Genomic DNA, 14,371 nt, shown 5'->3' with positions numbered 1-14,371 from the left:
GCTTCCCGCCGCTGTGCAGCGAGCGCAGGAGATGCCTGCGCAGCAGGCCCCATACCGGTTTAAGCGCCAGGCGTGCGCATGGAGGTTACCATGGTTCAAACAGCCAAAGTTACAAAATTGTTGGAAGACGGCCGGGCCGAGGTAGCGGTGAAGCGCCAGTCGGCCTGCGGCCACGACTGTTCCAAATGCGGCGGCGGATGCAGCGAGCTGATGGTCAGTTCCACGGTGGCTGTCGTCGCGGAAAATCCGGTCCGGGCCATGCCGGGCGACCGGGTCACGGTGGAATCCTCTACGGGCGGGGTCCTGAAAGCGGCCGCCCTGGTGTATCTGGCGCCCTTTGCGCTCTTCTTTCTGGGCTACTTTCTGACCGCAGCACTGGGGATGACCGAGGGTGTCAGCGCGGCCTGCGGCGGCATCGGTTTTGCCGCCGGCGTGGTATTGGCCATTTTACTGGACCGGCATGTGCGAAAACGCCGCGGCATCTCCTTCCGGATCACTGCGATCGAGCCTGCCGCCTGATGTTCGGCTACGTCCGGCCCAATCGGGAGGAACTGAAGGTCCGCGAGCAGCGGGACTACGACGCGCTCTACTGCGGCCTGTGCCAGGCCCTGGGGACGCGCCACGGTTTTTGGGCCCGAATGTTCCTGAACTATGATTTTACGTTTCTTGCAATGCTCTTGGACCGGGAGACAGGACGGCCCCGGCCGGTGCGGCGGCGCTGCCCGGCCCGGCTCTGGTGCCGCAAGAAGGATTGCCTGTGCCTGGACGGGGGCGGCGCCGCCGCCGACGCGGGTACGATCCTGAGCTACTGGAAGCTGCGGGATACCGTGGCGGACGGGCGCTTTTGGGAGCGGCAGCTGGCGCGGCTGCTCAGTCTTCTGTTCCGCCCCGCTTACCGGCGGGCCGCCGCCCTCCGCCCGGAGTACGACCGGACGGTGCGGGAGTGCCTGGAGGAGCTGCAGGCGCTGGAGAGGGGGCGTTCCGCCTCGCTGGACCGCACGGCGGACACCTTTGCCCGAATCCTGCGCTCTGCCGCGCCTCCCAGCGGAGAGGCCGACCGTGACCGGGCGATGGAACAGCTTTTATATCACCTGGGGCGCTGGATCTACCTGGTGGATGCCTGGGACGATCTGGAGGAGGACGGGCGCACAGGGGCGTACAACCCGGTCTCGGCACGTTTTCCGGATCGCAGTGCGGAGGACGCGGCCTATCTGCGTACCACCCTGCGCCACTCCCTGAACCTGGCCCGCTCCGCCTATGCCCTGCTGGAGCCGGGCCGCTGGCAGGGGGTGCTGGAAAATATCCTGTACCTTGGACTGCCCCTGGTGGAGGAACTGGTGTTTACCGGCCGTTGGAAGGCCGTGAAAAAGAGAAATTCTAGGAGAACAGACGAATGAGCGATCCTTACAGCGTACTTGGGGTCAAACCCGACGCCAGCGACGATGCAATCAAGCGCGCCTATCGCGAGCTGGCCCGGAAATACCATCCGGACAACTATCAGAACAACCCCCTGGCCGACCTGGCGGAAGAAAAGATGAAGGAGATCAACCAGGCCTACGACACCATTACCAAAATGCGCAGCGGCGGAGGCTCCGCTTCCGGCGGCTACCAGAGCCAGGGTTCCTACCAGTATCAGGGCGGCTATCAGCAGCAGCGTCAGTACTCCGATTCCGCCTCCGGTTCCCTGTACAGCCAGGTCCGCCAGTGCATCAACCTGGGCGATATCGGCCGGGCGGAGCAATTGCTGCGCTCCGCGCCCGGTCAGGATGCGGAGTGGCATTTTCTCACCGGCTCCATCGCCTACCGGAAGGGCTGGCTGGACGAGGCGACCCAACACTTTCAGATGGCCTGCAATATGGATCCGTCCAACGCGGAGTACCGTCAGGCCATGGTGATGATGCGCCAGGGGGGGCAGGCTTACCGCCCTTACGGCTATGGCGCAGGGGGGATGGATACCTGCGATTGCTGCACCGCCTGCATGTGCGCCAACTGCCTGTGCGGCGGCTGCGGGAATTGACGTTATGGCGCGGAGTGGAGCGGGGAAGAGCGCGGGCCGGGCGGCCTTGGTGGGTGTGCTGAGCGCCCTCTCCCTGGTATTTTTGTACGCATCTGCGCTTGTGCCGACCGGACAGATGGGAGTGGTGGCCGTTGCGGGCCTGCTGGTGGCAGCGGCGGTGGTCTCCGGTGGACTGAGCGCCGGCTTTTTGTGCTATGGCGCCACGGGCCTGTTGGGCCTGCTGCTTCTGCCGGATAAGGCCAACGCTCTGCTGTATCTGCTTTTTTTCGGCCTGTGGCCCATTCTGAAGAGCCTGATTGAGCGCCTGCGCCGGATCATTCTGGAGTGGGTATGCAAGCTGGGGGTTTTCAACGCCGTGCTCACGCTGTTTTGGTTCAGCCTGCGCGCGGTGCTGCTGCCCTTCCTGCCTGGCGCGCTGCATCAGATAGGGATGGTATACCTTGCGGGCAACGCGGCCTTTGTAATCTATGATGTCGGATGTTCCAAGCTGATCGCCTTCTATGCCGGGCGGATCGACAAGGTGTTGCGAAAGGCTGGATAATTTGATATAATTCTTTATTAGTTCGATTTTAAAGACGCACCTACAAAGGAAAAAGGGAGGCATACCCCTTGGTAAAGAGTATGACGGGCTACGGCAGGGGAGAGGCCGTACTGCGCGGACGGACCATCACCGTGGAACTGCGCTCGGTCAATAACCGCTATCTGGACTGTACGGTAAAACTGCCGCGCATCTATGTATTCGCGGAGGATGCCATCAAGGCGACGGTACAACAGCATATTTCCCGGGGCAAGGTGGATGTGTTCGTGACCATCGGCCCCTCGGAGCGTGGGGATGTGGCCATCTCCGTCAACAAGCCCATGGCCGACGGCTATTATGCCGCCTTGTGCCAGCTGCGGGACGACTACGGTTTGAAGGACGATATCTCGGTGTCCCTGCTCTCCCGCTTTCAGGATGTCTTCCTGGTGGAGAAGACCCAGGAGGATCTGGAGGCCGTCTCCGCCGACCTATGCACGGTGCTGAAGCTGGCTCTGACGGACTTCGACGCCATGCGGGAGCGGGAAGGGGAGCGGTTGTGCCGGGATGTGCTGGACCGGGCCGCGACCATCGAGGGGCTCACAAAACAGGTGGCCGACCGGGCGCCCGGCATTGTGGCCGACTATCGCGCACGGCTGTGGAGCAAGATGTCCGAGGTGCTCCAGAACACCCAGCTGGACGAGTCCCGCATCCTGACCGAGGCGGCCATTTACGCTGACAAGGTAGCGGTGGACGAGGAACTGGTGCGTCTGCACAGCCACCTGTCCCAGCTGCGCCATATGCTCTCGGAGGGCGGCGCGGTAGGCCGTAAGCTGGACTTTTTGATCCAGGAGTTCAACCGGGAGGCCAATACCATCGGTTCCAAATGCAACGATATCGAGACCGCCGGTTACGTCGTGGATATCAAAGCTGAGATCGAAAAGATCCGGGAACAGATCCAGAATCTCGAGTAAGGCGGTGCGCAAGAGATGAAACTCATCAATATCGGTTTTGGCAATATGGTCTCGGCCGGGCGGCTCATTGCCATTGTCAGCCCTGAGTCGGCGCCCATCAAGCGTATGGTGCAGGAGGCACGGGACCGGGGCGTGCTCATTGACGCCACGTATGGACGGCGTACCCGGGCAGTGCTCATCATGGACAGCGACCACATCGTCCTCTCTGCGCTTCAGCCGGAAACAGTGGCCGGCCGCCTGGGCGGCAAGGAATCCGAGGGCGCGGGCGAGGAGGCGGAGGCATGACGCCGAAGAAACGGACCAGGGGCCAGCTCATTGTGTTGTCCGGCCCTTCCGGCGTGGGAAAAAGCACTGTGATCGCGGAGCTTCTGAGCGAACGTGAGAACATCTATTTTTCGGTATCGTTTACCACACGCGCCCCGCGGGTGGGAGAGGCGGACGGCGTCCATTATCATTTCGTCACCCGGGAACGGTTCGAAGCCATGATCGATGGCGACGAGCTTTTGGAATATGCCGAATATGTCCATAATTATTACGGGACCTCGCTGCGGTTGATCCGGGAAAAGCTGGACGCCGGTATCGACGTGCTTCTGGATATCGAAGTCCAGGGGGCGGCAAAGGTTCGGGCCAAATGTCCCGACGCGGTCTTTATTTTTATCGTCCCGCCCTCGTTCGAGGAGCTCTCCCGCCGCCTCCACCGAAGGGCCACTGATCAGGAGGATGTGATCCGGGGCCGGCTCCAGAAGGCACGGGAGGAGTATCGGGAGATCCCCAACTATGATTATCTGGTGGTCAACGACAAGGTGTCGGCGGCGGCGGCCGAGATCATCGCCATCCTGACGGCAGAGGGGTGCCGCACCAAAAATCGTATGAATCTTGTAGAAGGAGTCTGATCCGTTATGATGCTCGAACCTCCCATGAATAAGCTGCTGGAGCAGGTCCCCAGCCGGTATATGCTGGTCAACGTTGTGGCTCAGCGGGCGCGCCAGATCGCCAGCGCCGCTGAGGATGCCGGTATCCCGCTGGACGAAAAGCCCGTGACCCTGGCCATCCATCAGGTGGCCGAAGGCCAGGTGGAGCTGCAGCAGGACGAGTAGGACCGTGTGAGAGGCAAGCGTCCGGGCCATGGATGGCCTGCCGCTTGCCTTTTCCGGGGTAAAGGGGGGATTGGATGGATACCGTTGCGGTGGCCAAGCTCGCGCTCAGCGCCGCTACCTACGCCATCGACAGGCCCTACGATTATCAAGTGCCTCGGGAGTTGGCGGATACGCTGCGCCCCGGTATGCGGGTGGTCGTTCCCTTCGGCGCGGGCAACCGCCGCACAGAGGGGATCGTGTTGGCATGCGAGGACGGACGGCCTCCGGACCCCAAACGCAAGACGATCCTGACGCTGCTGGACGAGGAGCCGGTATTGGATGCCGAGGCGCTCCAGCTGGCGCTCTGGATGCGGGAGCGCTGGTTCTGTACGGTCTATGACGCTGCGCGTGCCATGCTGCCGGCCGGGCTGTATTTTTCTCTTCAGGATCGTTATGCCGTGGCTCCGGGGATCGACCGGGAGACGGCCTATGCTTCCGCCGGGAAGTCGGAGCATGCCAGGCGTATCCTGGAGCTGGTCTTTGCCTCCGGCGGCAGCGCCGAGCAGCGGCAGATCCGGGAAGCATTTGGGACCAAGGACCCCAACCCGGCCCTGCGGCAGCTGACCGACCATGGCGTTCTGCAGCTGGAGACCAGCGCCGAGCGGGGCGTGGGGGACAAGACGGAACAGGTGGCCGTGCTGGCCGTCCCGGCGGAGGAGGCCATGGCCCAAGTGACGCCGAAGCGCCGCTCCGCCCCGCTGCGCTATGCGGTGGTAGAGCTGCTCGCGGCCCTTGGCAGCGCGTCTTCCAAGGAGCTGTGTTATTTTACGGGCGCCTCCAGCGCCACGCTGCGCTCCCTGACCAAAAGCGGCCTGGTCCGTTTGGAGCGGCGGGAAGTATTCCGCCGCGTGCGCGTGCCGGAGGTGGAAAGCGCTCCGCCGCCGGAACTGAATGAACAGCAGCAGGCGGCCTTTGAAGGACTATCCGCCCTGGCCGCCGCCGGCAAGCCTGCCGCCGCCCTGCTGTATGGGGTCACCGGCAGCGGAAAGACCCAGGTCTATATTCGCCTCATCCGGCAGGTCCTGGACCGGGGCCGTACCGCGATCGTACTGGTGCCCGAAATTGCCCTGACCCCCCAATTGCTGCGCAGTTTCACCGCACAGTTCGGAGATGCGGTCGCGGTACTCCACTCGTCTTTGCGGGCGGGGGAGCGCTACGACGAATGGAAGCGTCTGCGTACCGGAAAAGCCCGGGTGGCCATCGGTACCCGCTCCGCAGTCTTCGCGCCCCTGAAGGATCTGGGCCTGGTGATTCTGGATGAAGAGCAGGAAGCGACCTACAAGTCGGAGAATGTTCCCAAATATCATGCGCGGGACGTGGCAAAATACCGCTGTACCCAGAGCGGCGCGCTGCTGGTGCTGGGTTCGGCCACCCCGTCGGTAGAGAGTATGTATCTGGCCAGGGCCGGCGTTTATCATTGCTTCACCCTCTCCCGGCGCTATAATGAACAGGCCCTCCCCGCTGTTTTTATCGCGGACATGAAGGAGGAACTGCGCGCCGGAAACGGGACTTCTCTGAGCCTGCCCCTCCGGCAGGCCCTGGAGGAGAACCTCAGGGCGGGGGAGCAGAGCATCCTTTTTCTCAACCGTCGGGGGGCAAGCCGCATGGTCTCCTGCGGGGAGTGCGGAGCGGTGCCCACCTGTCCCCGCTGTTCGGTGCATCTGACGTATCACTCCGCCAATGGACGGTTGATGTGCCATTATTGCGGCCATTCAGAGCGCCTGCCGGCGGCCTGTCCGGCATGCGGCGGCACGCTGAATTTTATCGGCGCCGGCACCCAGAAGGTCCAGGAGGAACTGGAAGCGGCCTTTCCCGGCATAACGGTATTGCGGATGGATACGGATACCGTCTCCGCCACCCAATCCCACGAAAAGCTGCTCTCACGCTTCGAAAAAGAGAAGATCCCCATCCTGGTGGGTACGCAGATGGTGGCGAAGGGGCTCGATTTTGAAAATGTAACGCTGGTAGGCGTAGTGTCGGCGGATCTGTCCCTGTATGTGGACGATTACCGGGCGGGGGAGCGGACCTTTTCCCTGCTGACCCAGGTGGTAGGCCGGGCGGGCCGGGGGAACAAAAAGGGGCGGGCCATCGTCCAGACCTATACGCCGGAAAACGATGTGATCCTCTGTGCCGCGCGGCAGGATTACGACCGGTTTTATGAACAGGAGATCGTCCTGCGCCGTCTGAGGGGTTGCCCGCCCTTCCGCGATTTGTTTGTGGTCACGGCCTCCGGCCTGTCAGAGAGCGCTGTGCTGAAGACCTGTATGCGCCTGCGCCGTTCGCTGGAGGATTGGCTGGAGCGCCCGGAATTTCGGGCGCTGGAAGCCCAGGTGCTTGGCCCCGCTCCGGCCAGCGTGGCCAAAGTCAACGACCGTTACCGCTACCGGCTGACCCTGGCCTGCCGGAATACCCGCGCCGTACGGGCCATGGTAGCTCACTTGGTGCGCTGCGCCCAGAAGGACAAGGAAAACAAGGGCGTGTCCGTCTCTGCGGATGTGGACCCATTGGATTAGGAGGAAGCAATATGGCTCTGAGAACAATTTTAGAGGATAGGGATCCGGCCCTGCACAAGGTCTGCCGCCCGGTCACCCGTTTTGACCAGAGGCTCTGGGACCTGCTGGACGACCTGAAGGAGACCCTGGCCGACGCCAATGGCGCGGGCCTGGCGGCGCCCCAGGTGGGCATCCTTCGCCGGGCGGTCATCGTGGTGGACGACCAGGACAACATGCTGGAGCTTGTTAACCCCGAAATCATTGACCAGGCGGGAGAGCAGGAGGGCTTTGAAGGCTGTCTTTCCGTGCCGGGGCGCTGGGGCGTCGTCAAGCGCCCCAAAACGGTCCGGGTGCGGGCGCAGGACCGCAATGGGATGCTATTTGAGGCGGAGGGAGCGGACATGGTAGCCCGCTGCTTCTGTCATGAGATTGAACACCTGGACGGCCGCCTGTTTACCGAGCACGCCCCCCGGCTCTATACGACCGAAGAGCTGGATCAACTGCTGGAGGAGCAGGCGGAGAAGGAGCAGAAATGAGAATCCTGTTCATGGGCACGCCGGAATTTGCCGTGCCCGCTCTGGAGGCGCTGGTGACGGCCGGACACGAGGTATGCGGCGTGTTCACCCAGCCGGATAAACCCAAAAACAGGGGAATGAAGCTGCAGCCCACCCCTGTGAAGGCGTGTGCCCAAGCGTATGACATCCCGGTGTACCAGCCGGTCAAGCTGCGGGACGGTACGGCGCTGGAGCTCATCCGCGGCCTGGCCCCGGAGCTGATCGTGGTAGCGGCCTATGGCCGCATCCTGCCGGACGAGATCCTGTCCGCTCCGGCTGGGGGCTGCATCAACGTGCACTCGTCGCTGCTGCCCAAGTACCGGGGCGCGGCGCCCATCCATTGGGCGGTGCTCAATGGAGAGCGCGAGACCGGCGTGACCATCATGCATATGGCATCTGAACTGGATGCGGGAGATGTGATCGACCAGGCGGTTACCCCCATTGGTCCCGACGAAAATGCCCAGGAGCTGTATGGCCGCCTGGCAAAACTGGGCGGCGCGCTGCTGGTGCAAGTGCTGGACTCCATTGCGGACGGCACTGCCAGACGCACGCCGCAGGACGCGGCCCAGGCCACCTTTGCCCCGATGCTGACCAGGGAGCTTTCCCCCATGGACTTTACCCACACGGCCCAGACGCTCCACAATCAGGTCCGGGGGCTGATCCCATGGCCCGCCGCAGCAACCTTTTTGGGCGGCACCCGGTGTAAGGTGTTTTCCACTGCGGTCTTGGAGGAGCGCACGGCGGAAGCGCCCGGCACCGTTCTGGCAGCGGGAAAGGATGGGATCAAACTGGCCTGCGGCGGCGGCACGGTGCTGCGCATCGACGAGCTCCAGGCCGACGGGGGCAAGCGCATGAAGGCTGCGGATTATTTGCGGGGCCATCCGCTGACCCTGGGGTAGGCCGTGCACCTGCTCTGGAGCGTTCTGATCTCCGCCCTGGTGGCACTGACGGGCCTGCTGCTTCTGCTCCGCTGGCTGGGCGACTGCGGCGCGCCGGTTCCTCTGAGGACGGATGTGCCGGCGGAGCGCGGCGTGTTGGTCGCTCCGCGGGAGTGTGCCGCCGTGTTCGGCACGGCGCTGCTGTTTCGTATCCTGATCTTTCTGGCCGCGGCCCTTCTGGCCGGCCGGCTGCTGGGAGGAGGAGGCGGCTCATCCTGGGCGCTGGATCTGTGGAAAAAATGGGACGCCTGGCACTATGTGAACCTGGCAGAGCTGGGTTATGAGGGGTATGTTGAGAACGGCCAGCACCTGTTCGTCGTGTTTTTTCCACTGTATGTATGGCTTGTGCGGTTGGCCGCCCGGGTGATCGGGAATACTATGGCGGCGGGACTTCTGGTCTCTTTCCTGTGCTTTGGCGGCGGCTGTGTGTATCTGTACCGGCTGGCGGCCTGGGAATACGGGCGCTCCGCCGCCCGGTGGACGCTGGTATTTTTGTCGGTGTTCCCCTACGCCTTCTTTTTTGGAGGCGTGATGACGGAGAGCCTGTTTCTGCTGACCACGGCGGCGGCGCTCTGGCACATTCGCCGCCATCACTGGCTCCCGGCAGGTGTGTGGGGGGCGCTGGCAGCCCTGACGCGGATGCACGGGGTGCTGCTCATTCTGGCGGCGGGCGCCGAGTTGGTACAGAGCTTGGGACGCTTTGACTGGAAACGGATCTTCCGGACGCTTCCGGCGCTGCTGCTGCCCCTGCTGGGCACACTGGCCTACCTGGGACTGAACTGGTCTGTCACCGGAACCCCCTTTGGCTTTACCGAGATGCAGAAGCACTGGAGCCAGAGCTTCTGCTGGATTTCAGAAACCCTTTGGTACGTGCTGCAAAACGCCGTATCTTACTATGACGAGACCATCCGGCTCCAGCTCTGGGTGCCCACGCTGGTCCTCTTTCCAGTGTTTTTCGGGGTCTTGCTGGCGGTCAACCGCCGCTGCCGCAGCATGTATACCCTGTATGCCTTTGCGACCCTGGTGCTGGACTATTCCCTCTCCTGGCTGCTGAGCGCCGGACGCTATCTGTCCTGTGCCGTGCCCTTTTTCCTGTTCGCCGCCGTACTGACCCAGCGGCACAGGGGGGCTTCCATTGCCCTTGCCGCAGGCGGGGCGGTACTGTTTGCCGTTACGCTGCTGGGTTACCTCGCCGGCGGACAAATCATGTAAGAGGATGCTGTTATGCCGTTTTTTTACTACTATGATCCCTATTACTGGATGATCCTGATCCCGGCCATGCTGATCGCCCTGGTGGCCCAGATCCGGGTATCCGCTACGTTTCGCCGCTATTCCCGTCTGCCCGCATCCCGGGGACTGACCGGAGCACAGGCGGCGGAGGCGGTGCTTCGTGCCCACGGCGTATACGACGTGGCCATAGAACGCGTGCGGGGCAATCTGACCGATCACTACGATCCCCGCGCCAACGTGATCCGCCTGTCCGACTCCGTTTACAGCGCCAATTCGGTAGCGGCCGTCGGGGTAGCCGCCCATGAAGCGGGCCATGCGGTACAATACGCCGAGGGATACGGCCCCATCAAGGTACGTTCCGCGCTGATCCCGCTGTGCAATATCGGCTCCCAGCTGTCTATCCTGTTCATCCTCATTGGACTGGTTTTGTATTCCGAGCCCTTGTTCGGCATCGGCGTCATTCTGTTCGGAGTGGCGGTGCTGGGCCAGTTGGTCACCCTTCCAGTGGAGTTCAACGCCTCGCGCAGGGCCATCGCCACACTGGAGAGCGGCAATCTGCTGGGGGATGGGGAGCTGCAGGGCGCGAAAAAAGTACTCTCTGCCGCCGCCATGACCTATGTGGCCGCCCTGCTGGTATCCCTGGCACAGCTGCTGCGCTTCCTGCTGGCCTTCGGCGGACGCCGGAGGGACTGACGTGGGAAACGCCAGAAAGGTCGCGCTGCTCGCGCTGTCCGCCTGTGCGCGGCAGGGGGCGTGGTCGGATGGATTTTTAAAAAGAGCGCTCCGGGATTCGGGTATGGACAGTCGGGACGCGGCGCTGGCTACCCGGCTGTGCTTCGGCGTACTGCAAAACCGGATCCTGCTGGATTTTTACCTTTCGGGCCTGTCCCGCCTTCCGCTGAGGAAGCTGGAAGAGCGGGTACTGGAGTGTCTGCGGCTGGGGGCCTATCAGATCCTGTTTTTGGACCGGGTCCCCGACCGCGCAGCGGTGAACGAATCGGTGAATTTGGCCCGTAAGTACGCGAAAAACCCGCGCTCGGCCGGACTGGTCAACGGCGTACTGCGCGGCCTCGTCCGTCAAAAAGAATCCTTGCCCCCGCCCCCGGATGCCGCCGTACAGTATAGTCATCCTCAGTGGCTGGCAGACGAATTTGTCCGACGGCTGGGCAGGGAGGAGGCACAGGCGCTGATGGCTGCCGACAACGCCCAGCCTCCGACCATGGCCCAGGTGAACACCGGCAAGGCATCGACAGCGGCGGCGGCAGAACGGCTGCGGGACGAAGGGGTCGGCGTTGCACCCCATCCCTGGCTGCCCGACTGTCTGGAGCTGTCGGATACCGGCAGCCTGGAGCGGCTGGAGTCGTTCCGGCAGGGCTTTTTTTACATTCAGGACCCTGCCGCCCGGCTGGCGGTGCTGGCCGCGGGACCGGAACCCGGGATGAAGGTGCTGGACGCCTGCGCCGCTCCCGGCGGGAAATCCTTTGCGGCCGCCATCGCCATGAAGAATCATGGAAGCATCCTCGCCTGTGATATCCACCCCCACAAGCAGGCGTTGATCCAGGCTGGGGCGGAGCGCCTGGGTCTGGACTGCATTCAGACCCAGGTATTGGACGGGAAGTGCTGTAAGGAAGAATTCCTTGACAAGTTTGATCTGGTGATCGCGGATGTGCCCTGTTCAGGGCTGGGTATTATCCGCAAAAAGCCGGACATCCGCTACAAGGCCCCTGAGCCCCTGGAGAACCTGCCAAAGGTGCAGGCCGCCATTCTGGACAATGTGGCCCGGTATGTCAGGCCGGGCAGCCTGGACCGCCACGGCTGCATCTGTCCGGGCGGCGTGCTCCTCTACGCCACCTGCACCCTGCTGGAGCGGGAGAATGAGGACGTGGTGCGGGCGTTTCTTGACAGGCATCCAAACTTTACATTGGAGGGCTTCCAGGTGCCCGGTCCCTTCGAGGGCACGGACACAGGTATGCTCACCTGCTGGCCCCACCGGCACAACACCGACGGCTTTTTCTTCGCCAAGCTGCGCCGGCTGCGGGCGGCCTATGAGATCCGTCCCCGGGAGGGCTTCGGCCCATTCCGCCTGGGCATGACGGAGGAGGAGGCGGAGGAAACCTGCCGCAGGCTGGGCCTGCCGCAGGCCCCCCAATCCTTTTATCTGGAGTATAGGGATGGGCGGCTGTCCCGCATCGGCCTGAACGCTGATGAGGACATCCGGATTCTGTATCGGGGCTTGGAGCTGACCCGCACCCACGCGGAGGATGTGGTCGCCGCCCTGTCAAGGGAGTCCGGTCTCGTGTGTGACTGTGTGGATTCTGAGCTGGCCGATACCTATGACTTCCCGGAGCTGGGCGTGGAGCTGTGGCGGGAGCGGGTGTACCACCCCAAGCTGCTGGACAGACCCGAGTTTCAGCAGCTGATTGCCGCCCTTCCGGAGAATCTGGCGTATGAGCAGTCCCACGGCTGGTACTTTGCCCAGATCTGGGTGCAGACCGACGACTTCCGGACCGAATTTCCGCTGGAGCCGGGCCGCGCACCCTATGACGGCGGACCCTGGCGGTCTGCGCCGCCCCGCGGGCCGGTCACTCCGGAGCAGATGGCGCGGGTAGCCCCAAAATATGGACTGGAGCCGCCGGCCGGACCGGGCGGAGAGGAGAGAGCATGACCGACATCAAATCCATGAATCTGGGCGAGATGACCGACTTTTTCCGGGAGATCGGGGAGCCGGCCTTCCGGGCCAAGCAGGTCTTTCAGTGGCTCCACCGGGGCGCGCGGTCGTTCGATGAGATGACCAACCTTTCCAAGACGCTGCGGGAAAAGCTGGCCAGGCGCTGCAGGCTCTATGCACCTGCGGTAGAACGGAAGCAGGTGGATCCCAAGGACGGCACCGTGAAATACCTCTGGCGGCTGTGGGACGGCAATTGCATTGAAACGGTTTTGATGCGTTATCATCATGGGAATACTGTGTGCATCTCTTCCCAGGTGGGCTGCCGGATGGGGTGCGCGTTCTGCGCCTCTACTCTGGGGGGCAAGGTGAGAGACCTGTCGCCGGCGGAGATGCTGGATCAGGTGCTTTTCACCCAGCTGGATTCCAGTGCGCCCATCAGCAATATCGTGCTTATGGGCATCGGGGAGCCGCTGGACAATTTCGACAAGGTACTGCGCTTTTTGGAGCTGGTGAACAGCCCGGAGGGACTCAGGATCGGGATGCGGCATATTTCTCTGTCTACCTGCGGACTGACTGAAAAAATTGACAAGCTGGCGGAACATCGGTTACAATTGACCTTGTCGGTCTCACTCCACGCGCCGGATGATGAGACCCGTTCCCGGCTGATGCCGGTGAACCGGAGCGTGGGCGTGGAGAAGCTTCTGGAGACCTGCCGCCGCTATTTCGAACGTACCGGGCGGCGCATCTCCTACGAGTACGCCATGATTGACGGCGTGAACGACGCCGACTGGCAGGCCGACCTGCTGGCCCGGTATCTGAAGGGGACGGGCAGCCACGTGAACCTGATCCCGCTCAACGACGTGGAAGAAAGTCCGCTCAAACCCAGCCGCCGGGTGGCGGAATTCCAGAGACGTTTGGAGGCGCAGGGGGTGACGGCCACTGTCCGGCGGAAGCTGGGCGGGGAGATCGACGCCTCCTGCGGACAGCTCCGGCGCAAGGCGCTGCGGGAGCAGGACGGTATTTGATGGACGACAGAAACGCCCCACCCGGCCGCGCAGGGTACAGGGGTGGAATACAGGCGCGGGAAAGAGGCAGTTCATATGATACGTGTATGGGGCATCACCGATAAGGGTGCGGTCAGACCACAGAATCAGGACGGCTTTTACTTAGACAGCCCCTCGGAACATCTGGCCGTAGGCGTGGTATGCGACGGCATGGGCGGCGCCAGGGCGGGTAATATTGCCAGCCTGGTCGCGGTGGAGACCTTCGTGGACGCACTGCAAAACTGGCAGGAGGACGCAGACGCCAACCCGGCGGCGGTGCTCTCCCGCGCAGCGGAGCAGGCCAATGCCGCCGTTTATCATCGGGCGGCCACCGACCCGGACTGCCGGGGGATGGGCACCACCATGGTGGCAGCGCTGGTGGTGGAGCAAACGGCCTATCTTTTGAACATCGGAGACAGCCGGGCCTATCACATCTCCAGAGAGGGGATCCGTCGGGTCACCCGGGATCACTCAGTGGTGGAGGATATGGTGGCGCGGGGCGACATCACACCGGAGGAGGCCCGCAATCACCCCCGGAAAAACCTGATTACAAGGGCCCTGGGCTCTGAGGAGCGCATCCGGGCCGATCTGTATGAGCAGGCGCTGGCAGGGGGCGACTTCCTGCTGCTCTGCTCCGACGGACTGAGCAACATCGTAACCGATCAGGAGATGCTCTACGAGGCGCTCCATGGGGGCGCGCCGGAGGATTGCTGTCAACGCCTGCTGGACATTGCGATGTCCAGGGGCGCGCCGGACAATGTGACCGCCGTCCTCTTCGAAATCCAGTAAAAGGGGGTAATGAACT

General features: G+C 63.0%; 16 protein-coding genes. All 16 read left to right on the top strand.

The window, feature by feature from the left end; genetic code table 11:
* The first annotated feature begins 90 nt into the window (after positions 1–90).
* The 16 genes from NE547_RS04865 to NE547_RS04790 all read left to right on the top strand — a co-directional run bounded on the left by NE547_RS04865 (position 91) and on the right by NE547_RS04790 (position 14,355).
* Positions 91–519, top strand: coding sequence for a SoxR reducing system RseC family protein (locus tag NE547_RS04865; RefSeq protein WP_256174923.1), 429 nt, complete (start codon positions 91–93; stop codon positions 517–519).
* Positions 519–1,397, top strand: coding sequence for a DUF5685 family protein (locus NE547_RS04860; RefSeq protein WP_256174922.1), 879 nt, complete (start codon positions 519–521; stop codon positions 1,395–1,397). The genes NE547_RS04865 and NE547_RS04860 overlap by 1 nt, the downstream gene beginning before the upstream one ends.
* Entirely contained in the window at positions 1,394–2,017 is a 624-nt protein-coding gene (locus NE547_RS04855; RefSeq protein ID WP_186906526.1) for a J domain-containing protein, read from the top strand. The genes NE547_RS04860 and NE547_RS04855 overlap by 4 nt, the downstream gene beginning before the upstream one ends.
* Before the next feature lie 4 nt (positions 2,018–2,021).
* A complete protein-coding gene (locus tag NE547_RS04850; protein WP_186906525.1) occupies positions 2,022–2,558 on the top strand; it encodes a hypothetical protein in 537 nt (178 codons plus the stop codon).
* A 68-nt stretch (positions 2,559–2,626) separates the two neighbouring features.
* Positions 2,627–3,505, top strand: coding sequence for a YicC/YloC family endoribonuclease (locus NE547_RS04845; RefSeq protein ID WP_243204653.1), 879 nt, complete (start codon positions 2,627–2,629; stop codon positions 3,503–3,505).
* Between the two features lie 15 nt (positions 3,506–3,520).
* A complete protein-coding gene (gene remA / locus NE547_RS04840) occupies positions 3,521–3,790 on the top strand; it encodes an extracellular matrix/biofilm regulator RemA (RefSeq protein ID WP_186906524.1) in 270 nt (89 codons plus the stop codon).
* A complete protein-coding gene (gmk, locus tag NE547_RS04835) occupies positions 3,787–4,398 on the top strand; it encodes a guanylate kinase (protein WP_186906523.1) in 612 nt (203 codons plus the stop codon). The genes remA and gmk overlap by 4 nt, the downstream gene beginning before the upstream one ends.
* A 6-nt stretch (positions 4,399–4,404) precedes the next feature.
* Complete coding sequence (gene rpoZ, locus NE547_RS04830; protein WP_256174921.1) at positions 4,405–4,602, top strand: DNA-directed RNA polymerase subunit omega; 198 nt, start codon at positions 4,405–4,407, stop codon at positions 4,600–4,602.
* A gap of 74 nt (positions 4,603–4,676) precedes the next feature.
* A complete protein-coding gene (gene priA / locus NE547_RS04825) occupies positions 4,677–7,154 on the top strand; it encodes a primosomal protein N' (protein WP_256174920.1) in 2,478 nt (825 codons plus the stop codon).
* An 11-nt stretch (positions 7,155–7,165) separates the two neighbouring features.
* A complete protein-coding gene (gene def, locus NE547_RS04820) occupies positions 7,166–7,669 on the top strand; it encodes a peptide deformylase (RefSeq protein ID WP_256174919.1) in 504 nt (167 codons plus the stop codon).
* Positions 7,666–8,586 (top strand): methionyl-tRNA formyltransferase, encoded by a 921-nt coding sequence (fmt, locus tag NE547_RS04815; RefSeq protein WP_186906519.1) that lies wholly within the window; start codon positions 7,666–7,668, stop codon positions 8,584–8,586. The genes def and fmt overlap by 4 nt, the downstream gene beginning before the upstream one ends.
* A gap of 3 nt (positions 8,587–8,589) precedes the next feature.
* Entirely contained in the window at positions 8,590–9,837 is a 1,248-nt protein-coding gene (locus tag NE547_RS04810; RefSeq protein WP_256174918.1) for a glycosyltransferase family 39 protein, read from the top strand.
* A gap of 12 nt (positions 9,838–9,849) precedes the next feature.
* A complete protein-coding gene (locus NE547_RS04805; RefSeq protein WP_256174917.1) occupies positions 9,850–10,548 on the top strand; it encodes a zinc metallopeptidase in 699 nt (232 codons plus the stop codon).
* Between the two features lies 1 nt (position 10,549).
* Entirely contained in the window at positions 10,550–12,520 is a 1,971-nt protein-coding gene (gene rsmB / locus NE547_RS04800; RefSeq protein WP_256174916.1) for a 16S rRNA (cytosine(967)-C(5))-methyltransferase RsmB, read from the top strand.
* Positions 12,517–13,548, top strand: coding sequence for a 23S rRNA (adenine(2503)-C(2))-methyltransferase RlmN (gene rlmN, locus NE547_RS04795; RefSeq protein ID WP_256174915.1), 1,032 nt, complete (start codon positions 12,517–12,519; stop codon positions 13,546–13,548). Before rsmB ends, rlmN begins: the two co-directional genes overlap by 4 nt.
* 75 nt (positions 13,549–13,623) lie before the next feature.
* Positions 13,624–14,355, top strand: coding sequence for a Stp1/IreP family PP2C-type Ser/Thr phosphatase (locus NE547_RS04790; RefSeq protein WP_186906514.1), 732 nt, complete (start codon positions 13,624–13,626; stop codon positions 14,353–14,355).
* Positions 14,356–14,371: the final 16 nt, after the last annotated feature.

The organism is Flavonifractor sp. DFI.6.63, assembly GCF_024462255.1.
GTDB lineage: Bacteria > Bacillota > Clostridia > Oscillospirales > Oscillospiraceae > Lawsonibacter_A > Lawsonibacter_A hominis.
Note: the sequence above shows the minus strand (reverse complement) of the source record. Positions and strands in the feature narration are given on the sequence as shown.